13 protein-coding genes are annotated in these 10,862 nt (G+C 59.3%); 5 read left to right on the top strand and 8 right to left on the bottom strand.

The window, feature by feature from the left end; all coding sequences use genetic code 11:
* Window positions 1-95 precede the first annotated feature (95 nt).
* From COA55_RS11070 to glyQ, 4 genes are all read right to left on the bottom strand, one after another.
* Window positions 96-824, bottom strand: coding sequence for a lysophospholipid acyltransferase family protein (locus COA55_RS11070; RefSeq protein ID WP_290502193.1), 729 nt, complete (start codon window positions 822-824; stop codon window positions 96-98).
* A gap of 2 nt (window positions 825-826) precedes the next feature.
* Window positions 827-1,369, bottom strand: a complete 543-nt coding sequence (gmhB, locus tag COA55_RS11065; protein WP_290502192.1) for a D-glycero-beta-D-manno-heptose 1,7-bisphosphate 7-phosphatase — start codon at window positions 1,367-1,369, stop codon at window positions 827-829.
* A 212-nt stretch (window positions 1,370-1,581) separates the two neighbouring features.
* A complete protein-coding gene (glyS, locus tag COA55_RS11060; protein WP_290502191.1) occupies window positions 1,582-3,654 on the bottom strand; it encodes a glycine--tRNA ligase subunit beta in 2,073 nt (690 codons plus the stop codon).
* On the bottom strand, window positions 3,654-4,661 hold the full coding sequence (gene glyQ / locus COA55_RS11055; RefSeq protein WP_063519954.1) for a glycine--tRNA ligase subunit alpha: 1,008 nt from the start codon (window positions 4,659-4,661) through the stop codon (window positions 3,654-3,656). The genes glyS and glyQ overlap by 1 nt, the downstream gene beginning before the upstream one ends.
* Window positions 4,662-4,887: 226 nt before the next feature.
* Here glyQ and COA55_RS11050 point away from each other — a divergent pair, with 226 nt between their 5' ends.
* The 5 genes from COA55_RS11050 to COA55_RS11030 all read left to right on the top strand — a co-directional run bounded on the left by COA55_RS11050 (window position 4,888) and on the right by COA55_RS11030 (window position 7,969).
* Complete coding sequence (locus tag COA55_RS11050) at window positions 4,888-5,619, top strand: YafY family protein (protein WP_063519953.1); 732 nt, start codon at window positions 4,888-4,890, stop codon at window positions 5,617-5,619.
* The gene (locus COA55_RS11045; RefSeq protein WP_290502189.1) at window positions 5,616-6,179 is read left to right on the top strand and encodes a DNA-3-methyladenine glycosylase I; all 564 of its coding nucleotides are present in this window, start codon (window positions 5,616-5,618) and stop codon (window positions 6,177-6,179) included. Before COA55_RS11050 ends, COA55_RS11045 begins: the two co-directional genes overlap by 4 nt.
* Window positions 6,180-6,303: 124 nt before the next feature.
* On the top strand, window positions 6,304-7,035 hold the full coding sequence (locus COA55_RS11040; protein ID WP_063521420.1) for a glutamine amidotransferase: 732 nt from the start codon (window positions 6,304-6,306) through the stop codon (window positions 7,033-7,035).
* A 335-nt stretch (window positions 7,036-7,370) separates the two neighbouring features.
* Entirely contained in the window at window positions 7,371-7,574 is a 204-nt protein-coding gene (locus COA55_RS11035) for a hypothetical protein (RefSeq protein WP_063519302.1), read from the top strand.
* 170 nt (window positions 7,575-7,744) lie between these two features.
* On the top strand, window positions 7,745-7,969 hold the full coding sequence (locus COA55_RS11030; RefSeq protein ID WP_231880735.1) for a hypothetical protein: 225 nt from the start codon (window positions 7,745-7,747) through the stop codon (window positions 7,967-7,969).
* Between the two features lie 72 nt (window positions 7,970-8,041).
* Here the strand turns inward: COA55_RS11030 and trmB are convergent, their stop codons facing one another.
* The 4 genes from trmB to COA55_RS11010 form a co-directional block, all read right to left on the bottom strand.
* Window positions 8,042-8,761: a tRNA (guanosine(46)-N7)-methyltransferase TrmB gene (gene trmB / locus COA55_RS11025; protein WP_290502187.1), complete on the bottom strand. Its 720-nt coding sequence runs from the start codon at window positions 8,759-8,761 to the stop codon at window positions 8,042-8,044.
* 252 nt (window positions 8,762-9,013) lie between these two features.
* Window positions 9,014-9,793, bottom strand: a complete 780-nt coding sequence (locus COA55_RS11020; protein WP_063537487.1) for a thiazole synthase — start codon at window positions 9,791-9,793, stop codon at window positions 9,014-9,016.
* 56 nt (window positions 9,794-9,849) lie between these two features.
* Window positions 9,850-10,047 carry a sulfur carrier protein ThiS gene (gene thiS / locus COA55_RS11015; RefSeq protein WP_063520232.1) on the bottom strand — a complete coding sequence of 66 codons (198 nt, stop codon included), beginning with the start codon at window positions 10,045-10,047 and terminating at the stop codon, window positions 9,850-9,852.
* 8 nt (window positions 10,048-10,055) lie between these two features.
* Window positions 10,056-10,424 (bottom strand): DUF423 domain-containing protein, encoded by a 369-nt coding sequence (locus COA55_RS11010; RefSeq protein ID WP_063520231.1) that lies wholly within the window; start codon window positions 10,422-10,424, stop codon window positions 10,056-10,058.
* Window positions 10,425-10,862: the final 438 nt, after the last annotated feature.

Genomic DNA, 10,862 nt, shown 5'->3' with positions numbered 1-10,862 from the left:
TCTCGGAAAGGGAACCACCCTGACCATCAAGACAAGACGAAACAGCTGCACGCTTCAGGCCACGCTGAGCATGCAAGGAGTTTTTCAGAGGTTCCTTAACCGGGGTAATGCTCCATAATCCACTGCTGGGCTTCGGCGCTGACTTGCTTGGCTTTTTTATTGTGCGTGTCGATGGGAGGGCTGATACGCAGTGTGATCGTGCCGGGGTAACGGACCCAGGTTTTTCGGGGCCAGCAATCACCACTGTTATGGGTTAGCGCAATGACAGGCACCCCGGCCTGAGTCGCCAGCATGCTGCCACCGTGGTTGAACTTGCCATGGGTACCCGGTGCTTGTCGGGAGCCTTCCGGGAAAATCACCACGCGAAGGCCGCTTGCCAGGCGCTGCTTACCCTGAGACAGCACCGATTTTAACGCGGCCTTGCCATCGCTGCGGTTAATGCGAATGGGATTAAGCAGTGCCAACCCCCAGCCAAAGAAAGGTATCCACAGCAGTTCCCGTTTCAGCACCGTGGCCTGCGGGCTAATCAGCACCTGCAGGTAAAAGGTTTCCCAGCTACTTTGGTGGTTGGCAAGAATGACGCAGGGGGCATCCGTCAGGTATTCCCTTCCTTCCACGTTCACAGTAATGCGGTTGAGGCGGTGGTCCAGCCACATGGCAAAACGGGTCCACAGGTTGATAAACCGGTGGCGGGCGCGAAGTGGCAGGAAGGGGCCAATCAGGATACAGAGGAAACTGTGGAAAATACCGGCAAGGTTATACAGCACGAAAAACAGCGCGCTGCGGACCTTGATCGACAGCGACGGTGGCGCGTGCTGGGTCATGCCTAATCCTTCAAGGTGTGATCAACAAAGTCAGCCAGTGAGTCGTAAATGGCAACCGGGCCCAGGGATTCAGGCAGGCCTTTTTCCAGGGTCTTGTTCCCTTTGCCGGTTCGCACCAGTACCGGTGTGCAATGGCGAGCGACTCCCGCTTCAAGATCCCTAAGGCTATCACCAATCAGGGGCGCTCCGGTGACATCGCCATACTCGGTAACAATCTGGTCGATCAGGCCTGGCAGCGGCTTGCGGCAATCACAGCCGTCATCGGGCCCGTGGGGGCAATAGACGATCTTGCCCAGTGCACCGCCCTGCTCCGCCACCAACTCACGCAGACGCGTGTGCATGGCATCCAGGGTGGCCACATCATAATAGCCACGGCCAATACCGGACTGGTTGGTGGCCACCGTGACGGTATACCCCGCCTTGCTCAACCGGGCGATGGCCTCGATGCTGCCGGGGATGGGAATCCACTCGTCCACGGCCTTGATGTAGGCATCAGAGTCCTCGTTGATGACCCCGTCGCGATCCAGAATGATGAGTTTGTTCATGGGGCTTGTCTTCTCTCTTTACCGTAGGAGTGGCGCTTGAGCCGCGAATCGGACTTTGAATCACTATAAGACACACAGGCATCACTTTCGGGAGCCTCGGTGGTTTCTGTAGTGATAACAGTCTTGGGGTTGTTCGCGGCTCAAGCGCCGCTCCTACCGCGATATACACAAAGGCCGCTGATTAAGCGGCCTTTGGTTTAGCGTGCTGCGTCTTACTCTTGCAACAGGCTGATATCCGCCACGTTCAGGAACAGGTCACGCAGGAACGCCAGCAGTGCCAGCCGGTTATTGCGGACTGCCTCATCCTCTGCCATCACCATGACGGTATCAAAGAAGGCATCCACCGGCTCGCGCAGGTCTGCCAGCATTTCCAGCACGCTGGCATAGTCGCCGGCCTCCAGCAGTTCGTAGGACTGTTCGAAGGCAGCGACCACCATGTTGGTGAGGGTCTTTTCGGCCTCATCTTCCAGCAGGGCGCCATCGATTTCTTCCGGGGGTGCGCTGTCCAGCTTGGCGAGAATATTGGATACCCGCTTGTTGGCGGCAGCCAGCGCCTGGGCTTCTTCGCGTTGCTGGAAGGCGGCCACGGCTTTTACTCGACGGTCGAAATCCAGTGGTTTTCGGCAGGCCTCGTCAATGGCCAGCACCGACAGGATCACCGGGGTGGCAATGCCCTGTTCCTGGTAGATGGCGCGGTAGCGACCCTTGATAAAGTCGAAGGCATCTTCCACCTGATTGGCATCGATGCGCTCGCCCAGTTGGGCGGCGGCCTGGTCCAGTAGCTCGCGCAGGTCCAGGGCCAGTTCATTTTCAATAATGATGCGTAGCACGCCGAGGGTGGCGCGACGCAGGGCGTAAGGGTCCTTGGTACCGCTGGGTTTCTGGCCGATACCGAAAATGCCCACCAGGGTATCGATCTTGTCGGCCAGGGACACCGCCATGCCGGTTTTGCTCTGCGGCAAGGTGTCACCGGCGAAGCGTGGCAGGTATTGCTCATACAGGGCTTTGGCCACCTCGTCTGGTTGGCCTTCGCGCTGGGCCAGGTAGAAACCCATGATGCCCTGCATGGTGTCGAACTCGCCGACCATTTCGCTGTTCAGGTCGCCCTTGCTCAGTTCGCCGGCCAGCTTGGCGTTGTCTGCGTTACCATCGATTTGCCCGGCAATCATGGCGGCCAGGCGGCCGATGCGCTGGCACTTGTCGGCCACGGTACCCAGCTGCTGCTGGAACACCACATTGGCCAGCCCTTCGGCGTGCTGGGCCAGGGTGCTTTTGCAATCGTTGTCGTAGAAGAAGGCGGCATCGGCCAGGCGCGGGCGAATCACTTTCTCGTTGCCGTGGATCACCTGCTGGGGATCCTTGGACTGGATATTGCTGATGGTAATAAAGCGCGGCATCAGCTTGCCGTCAGTATCCAGCACCGAGAAGTACTTCTGGTGCTCTTCCATGGCACTGATCAGGGCTTCCTGGGGTACGCGAAGGAAGTCGTCATCGAAGCTGCCCATCAGCGCTTCGGGCCATTCCACCAGGGCGGTGACTTCGTTGAGCAGGTCCGGGTTGATCTGGGCGACACCGCCGGCCTTTTTGCCCGCCGCCAGGGTCTGCTCTTCGATCATGGCCTTGCGGCGATCAAAGTCAGCGAGGACGTGACCGTCTTGTTCGATGCGCTCCGCATATTCGCCGGCGTTGGCCAGTTCGATGGCGCCGGGTGCATGAAAGCGGTGGCCGTAACTGGTACGGCCGGATTGCAGATCCAGCAATTCGAAAGGAATCACCTCGTCACCAAACAGCGCTACCAGCCAGTGGGCCGGGCGCACAAACTGCACCTTGCGCTTGCCCCAGCGCATGCGCTTGGGGATTGGCAGTTTCTGGATGGCCTGGGTGAAAAAGGCCGGAATCAGTTCGGCGGCGCCTTTACCCTTCTCGGTAATCTGCGCCACCAGGCGCTCGCCCTTGCCGGTGTCCTGACGGCCCAGCTGGTCCACGGTCAGGCCCAGTGAGGCGGCAAAACCCTGGGCGGCCTTGGTCGGGTTGCCGTCGCTGTCGAAGGCAGCCTGCACGGCGGGACCCTGGCGTTCAATATCGCGATCGGCCTGTTTCTCGTCCAGGTCGCGCACCAGCAATGCCAAACGGCGAGGGGCGGCAAAGCGTTCCACCTCACCGTGGTTGAGGCCGGCCTCATCCAGTTGGCGAACAAATTCGTCGGTGAGCGCGGCACTCAGTGACGCCAATGCTTTCGGGGGCAGCTCTTCGGTGCCCAGTTCAATCAGCAAATCCCGGGACATTATTGCTTCCCCTTCTTTCTATCGCCTTTCTCGGCGGCGCCTTTTTTAGCGGCCTTGTCATCCTGTTTTTGCAGCTCTGCCATCACTTCTTCGCGAATGGCGTCATCCGCCATGGGGAAGCCCAGCGAGCGGCGCTTGTCGAAATAGGCCTGGGCGACCGCCCGGGCCAGGGTGCGCACACGCAAAATAAAGCGTTGGCGCTCGGTGACAGAAATGGCCTTGCGGGCATCCAGCAGGTTGAAGGTGTGGGAGGCTTTCAGCACATACTCATAGGCGGGCAACGGCAGGCCGGCCTCGATCAGTTTGCTGGACTCGCCCTCGAACAAATCGAACTGCTTGAACAGCTCGTCCACATTGGCGTGTTCGAAGTTGAAGGTGGACATCTCCACTTCGTTCTGCAGGAACACATCACCGTAGCTGACCTTGCCGAAGGGGCCGTCGGACCACACCAGGTCGTAGACCGAATCCACGCCCTGGATATACATGGCCAAACGCTCAAGACCGTAGGTGATTTCCCCGGTGACCGGATAGCAGTCGATGCCGCCCACCTGTTGGAAATAGGTGAACTGGGTGACTTCCATGCCGTTGAGCCACACTTCCCAGCCCAGACCCCAGGCACCCAGGGTGGGTGATTCCCAGTTGTCTTCCACAAAACGGATATCGTGCACCAGCGGATCAAAGCCGAGCATGCGCAGCGAACCCAGATATAACTCCTGGATATTGTCCGGTGATGGCTTCAATACCACTTGGAACTGGTAGTAATGCTGCAGCCGGTTGGGGTTTTCCCCGTAGCGGCCGTCGGTGGGCCGACGGGATGGCTGCACATAGGCACTGTTCCAGTTTTCCGGGCCGATGGCGCGCAGGAAGGTGGAGGGGTGAAAGGTGCCCGCGCCCACTTCCATATCCAGTGGCTGCACAACGACACAGCCCTGCTCTGCCCAGTATTGTTGCAGGGCCAGAATCAGGCCCTGAAAGGTCAAAATATCCGTTTGCGGTTGTTCCGCCATGGTGAATCCTGTTATTCGGTAATGGTGTTCCGGTACCAGTCTTGCTGCGAGTGATCGCGAGAGATTGCCGCGAAAGGCGCCAAGTATACCGGCCCGGCCCGGTCGGTGATACCGGTGGCGGCCCCGACCGGATACTGACAGCACGGTGTCAGTAGCTTGGCGCTAGAATGCGGATCGGGAACGGAGGAAGATAAGTGCCGCGTCAGGTTAACTACAGGGAAGGATCATGCGTCGAGCAGAGCGCCTGTTTCAGATTGTGCAGGTCATCGGGGCCAGCCAGTGGACCACCGCCCAGGCGCTGGCCGAGCGGCTGCAGGTGTCCGAGCGCACCATTTACCGGGATGTGGACCATTTGTCGGCCAGCGGCGTGCCGCTGTATTCCCAGGCGGGAAAAGGCTACGCCCTGCTGGAGGGCTATCAGCTGCCGCCGCTGATGTTCAGTGTGGAAGAATGGCAGGCCCTGCTGACCGGCCTGTCCATGGCCCAGGGCTGGGCCGGTCAACGCCAGGCCGAGGCGCTGCGTGCGGTGCAGGAAAAGCTGGCCATGGCGGTGCCCAGCCATCTGCGTGCGCTGGCCTCGCCGGTGTCAGCCCCGGCCTTGCCGGAACGGCGCATGCTCGGGGCGTTGCTGGATCCGCTGCAGCGGGCCATTCGCGAACGCAGCAAGGTGCGGGTGCATTATCGTGACGTTCAGGAGCAGTTCAGCAAGCGGGTTATCTGGCCGCTGGGGCTGTATTTCTGGGGCCACTGCTGGACGCTGGTGGGTTGGTGTGAATTGCGCAAAGCGTTTCGCCATTTTCGGGTGGACCGTATCGTGATTTTGCAGACTCTGGGCGACCGTTATCCGCATCTGCCCGGCCACACCCTGGCCGATTATGAAGCCGCCATGGATGCGCGGTGCACCGACCCACAATCCACCGATCCACAGACCGCCGTCGAGGAGAAAACACCATCATGAACGACCGTTGCCCCTGGTGCGGGGATGATCCGCTCTACCTGCACTACCACGACCACGAGTGGGGCGTGCCGGACCATGACGACCGGAGCCTGTTCGAGTGCCTGAATCTGGAGGGCGCCCAGGCCGGATTGAGCTGGATTACCGTGCTGCGTAAACGGGAACATTACCGACAGGTGTTCGATGGGTTCGATGCCGAGAAGGTGGCGCGCTATGGCGAGGCCAAGGTGGCCGCGTTACTGGCCGACCCGGGTATTATCCGCAACCGCCTGAAAGTGGCGGCGACCATCGGTAACGCCCAGGCGTACCTGACCATGCGTGATGAGGGCCTGACCTTGAGTGATTTCCTCTGGGATTTTGTCGACGGCAGCCCGCAGATCAACCACTTCCGCAGCCTCAAGGAGGTACCGGCCACCACTCCGGTGGCCGAGGCCATGAGCAAGGCCCTGAAAAAACGCGGCTTCAAATTTGTCGGCCCCACCATCGTCTATGCTTTCATGCAGGCCACCGGCATGGTCAACGACCACCTTACCAGTTGCCCGCGGCACCGGGATCTCATATAGCGGCTAAACCTGTTTCTGCGGGAGGCTGCTGCCCGAGCTGTTTCGAAGCTCCTACAACTGAGGTTTATAGCTCCTGAAAAGTTGGTACACCCCTTGCTGAGGTTGTTCTCACAAGGAGAGTGTTATGAACAATCACAAGCCGATCGCCATTATTCAAGCCGGTCATACCTACCCGCAGATCCGTGAGCATTACGGCGATTTCGATGACTGGATTGCCCAGGGACTGGGCCTGTCATTGCCGGTCATAAAGGTGGATGCCACCGATGCGCGCCCGCTGCCTGCTCCGACATCGTTGGCGGGGGTGGTGATTACCGGCTCCCATGCCATGGTGACCGAAGCGCAGCCGTGGATGCGGCAGCTGGCCCACTGGCTGTTTGCCACGCTACACAGCACCCCGCAGTTACCCGTGCTGGGGCTGTGTTTCGGCCACCAGTTGCTGGCCCAGGCTCTGGGCGGTGAGGTTGCGGATAATCCGCTGGGGATGGCGGTGGGCACGGTGCCGTTACGGCTTACGCCAGCGGGGCAGCAGGATCCGTTGTTAGGCGCTATGGTGGGTCATCCGTGGGCGCAAGTGGTGCATAAGCAGTCAGTGCTTACTTCACCGCCAGGCTGCACGGTGCTGGCCAGTAACGTGCATGATGTCTGCCAGGCCTTCCGTTATGGGGAGCGGGTGTGGGGGGTGCAGTTTCACCCGGAATTCAGTGCTGATGTGATGCGCGCCTACCTGCAGGCCCTGAGTGGCGACAGCCTGAGCCAGCAGCAGGTCGATACGCATCTGCAGGAAGTGCGTGAATGCCACGATGCCAGCGCTATCCTCGCGCGCTTCGCCCAGCTCACCCTGGCGCAGGTGGCGTAGCGGTAACTAAGGAACCTCTGAAAAACTCCTTGCATGCTCAGCGTGGCCTGAAGCGTGCAGCTGTTGCGTCTTGTCTTGATGGTCAGGGTGGTTCCCTTTCCGAGAGGCAAGGCGCAGCAGGTTTGCGCTTCAGGCCGCGCCTTTATGCCCGAACGGGTGCTTCGGGTCATCCAGGCTGGCCCGCACTCGTTGTTGCGCTTTTTCGATGGATGGACATATCTCGATCCCAGTTAGGGGACACCTTCAAAAGCGCGCCCTCTGTGCCCCGAATGGGGTATAGATTGCGAACCAGACTGAAAGACTGAGTACGCAAGGAGTTTTTCAGAGGTTCCCTAGTGACGCTGCTGGTGGCCTTGGCCACCGGAAACTCCTGGGCTGTTGAAGATAGCCTGCGAGGGGGCTTTCTTGTGGGTGGAGGCTTTGCGCTGGATACCGGTAATTTTGCTGATGAGCTGGAAGATGCTCTGGGTGGTGGTTTCAACGTAGAAGATGATGGTGCCAGCACAGGGCCAGACCTGTACTTGGGGGTATGCTTTTAGTGGCGCTTCCTCTTTTCGTATTGGCTACCGCCAATTCGGGGAGCAATCCGGAGAGGTGTTCACGGGTGGAATGAAGATAGGCGAATATGAGGTGGATGCCGATGGTTTGTACCTGGCGGCTGATATCATGTTCCCACTTGCGGATACGGTTTACTTGGGGGGCATTGGGTTTGCAGAACTGGGATGGCGAATCCATTACTACCACTGCCCTCGGGACGTCGAAAAGCAGCAGCGATGGTCGGGATTTTTTCTATGGCCTGCGTGGTAAATTTCTTTTCAATCAGGGGAACGGCGGTATTGTCGCGGGTTACACCTTCTACAGCTTTGAAGATGAAATGGGTGAAGAGCTGGAATACAACAGTTTAAATTTGGGGGTGGAAGGCTACTTCCGCTGAGATTGAGCAAAGAAAAACCGCAGCCTGCGCTGCGGTTTTTCTTTGCCCGCCTTTAGGCCGAATTCTTTACTGTTAAGCGCTTTTCTCGAACAACAAGTCCCAGACTCCGTGGCCAAGTTTTTCCCCGCGGCGCTCAAACTTGGTTTCCGGGCGCCAGCTCGGGCGCGGCGAGAAGACGCCTGGCCCCGCCACATTGTTGAACCCCTCGGCTGTGTTCATCACTTCCATCATGTGTTCGGAATAGTTTTCCCAGTCCGTGGCCATGTGCAGAATACCGCCGGGTTGCAGTTTGCGTTGTACCAGTGCCACCCAGGCGGGCTGAACGATGCGGCGCTTGTGGTGCTTTTTCTTGTGCCAGGGATCCGGGAAGTACAGCTGCACCCGCGCCAGGCTGTTATCGGGAATGCACAGCTCCAGAATTTCTACCGCATCGTCGCAGTAGCTGCGCAGATTGCTCAGGCCCTGCTGCTCGATTTCCATGAGCAGGGCGCCCACACCGGGACGGTGCACTTCGATACCGACAAAGTCCTTGTCCGGGGCGGCGGCGGCCATTTGGGCCAGCGACTGGCCCATGCCGTAACCGATCTCGAGCACCCGCGGAGCATCGCGGCCGAAAACGCGTTCGGGATCCAGCGCGCCCTGATCCCGCTCCAGCCCGAAGCGGGGCCACAGGTTATCCAGGGCATTGCGTTGCCCGGCGGTCAGGCGGCCCTCGCGCAGGACAAAGCTGCGCACCTTGCGCATGACCTTGCCGGTTTCCGGGTCTTTATCGTGGTTGATGAAATCGAGCATGGGGCCGGACTACCGTTATGAAAGAGGCGGATGAAAGAGTGACGTTGTAGCAGTGGATTATAACAAAAAGGACCGGCTGACGGTGAGCGCTCCCTCTTCACGCTATCTTGATCGATGATGGGTAAAGTGAGCACAGAGATTCAGCACAACTCTGCCCTGAAGTGCACGAGCATCAACGGTCAACACTTCCCCTTGGCGCCAACTCTCCCCCAGAGTGGCGCCGTTTTTTTGCCTGCCGGCAGCGGGCTTGTACTAGCGACTCAGACCATCCAGCGGTGAAGAGGCCGAGGCGTAGGCCTTGCGCGGCATGCGCCCGGCCAGAAAGGCTTCGCGACCGGCTTCGATGGCTTTCTTCATGGCGGAGGCCATCAGTACCGGTTTTTGGGCGTGGGCCACGGCTGAATTGAGAAGCACGCCGTCACAGCCCATTTCCATGGCCAGCGCCGCATCCGAGGCGGTGCCTACGCCGGCGTCCACGATGATGGGGACCTTGGCTTCTTCCATGATCAGCTTGATGTTGTGCGGGTTGAGAATGCCCAGCCCGGAGCCGATCAGCGAGCCCAGCGGCATCACTGCCACGCAACCCATGTCTTCCAGTTCTTTTGCCACGATGGGGTCGTCGTTGGTGTAAACCATCACCTTGAAGCCGTCGTCGATCAGTTCGCGGGCGGCATGCAGGGTGTGGGTTATGTTCGGGTACAGGGTTTTCTGGTCGCCGAGCACTTCCAGTTTCACCAGGTCGTGGCCATCCAGCAGTTCCCGCGCCAGCTTGCAGCAACGCACCGCATCTTCGGCGGTAAAGCAGCCGGCGGTGTTGGGCAGGATGGTGTATTTGTCCGGAGTGATGTAGTCGAGCAGGTTGGGCTCGTCTGCATTCTGGCCGATATTGGTACGGCGGATGGCGACGGTGACGATTTCGGCGCCGCTGGTTTCGATGGCGTCACGGGTCTCGTCAAAATCCTTGTATTTGCCGGTACCGATCAGCAGGCGGGAGGAGTAGGTGTTTCCGGCAATGGTAAGCAGATCGGACATTCTGGCCTCGATAATTCGGTAAGTAATTGGCTGTCAGGGCAATTCAGGTGTGAGTGTCAGCCGCCGCCGATGGCATGGACGATTTCCACCACGTCACCCTCGTTCAGGGAAAAATCGGCATGCTGGCTTTTCGGGACGATTTCCCGGTTCACTTCCACGGCCAGTCGACGGCCGGCCAGCTCCAGCTGGGTTACCAGATCGGCAATGGTATTGCCGTCCAGGGAAAGCGTATCGCCATTAACGGTGAGCTTCATGATCTTTATCAAGCGTGTTTGAAAAGGGACCAGGCCAGCATCAGCCAGCCGATGATTAGTGCGGTGCCACCGAGCGGGGTGATGGCGCCAAGCCATTTCTGCCCGCTCAACACCAGTACGTACAGGCTACCACTGAATACCAGCATTCCGGCAAACAACACCCAGCCGGCAGTGACCATGCTGGAGGCGCCGAACGTTTTCGCCAGTAAGCCCACCAGTAATAGCGCCAGCGCGTGGAAGAAATGGTATTCGCTGGCGGTGGCCCAGGTGGCGAGCAGGGATTCATCCACGCGGGCTTTCAGGCCATGGGCACCGAAGGCGCCGAGCATGACGGCAAGGGCGCTGTTGAGGGCGCCGAGGATAAGCAGGGTTTTCATTCAGGACTCCGCAGGGGCGGTCAAAACGAGTGCCGCCTCGGGTTGCATAGTGTACCGGAATATCCGTGTCGCGGGGTACATTCGTTGCGAGGGTAGGAACGCCGCTTGGGGCGCGAACCCGAGCCTTGGCGAGGGATGTCGTTTCGAGTAACCAGAAGGGGTTGCGAGGGGCCGCTATTCGCGCCTCAAGTGGCGTTATTCGCTTCGCTCACCCTTACGGCCAGCCTGTGGCTGTTACCTTCGCAAGCTCGGTTCCTGCAGCGGGAATAAGGTTCTTGCGTGTTACGACCGCATGATGCGTGTCGTTGCCGTAAAACGGCACAAAAAAGCCCCTCGAAAGGTAATACCGTTCACTTAAGGTTCTGTGCCATGCCTAAAGCCTTCGCGATGTAAACATCGCTTCCCACAACCTCCCTCAAACTTCGGGATTGGTGGGAA

Source organism: Alcanivorax sp. (assembly GCF_002733835.1).
Lineage (GTDB): Bacteria > Pseudomonadota > Gammaproteobacteria > Pseudomonadales > Alcanivoracaceae > Alcanivorax.
Note: the sequence above shows the minus strand (reverse complement) of the source record. Positions and strands in the feature narration are given on the sequence as shown.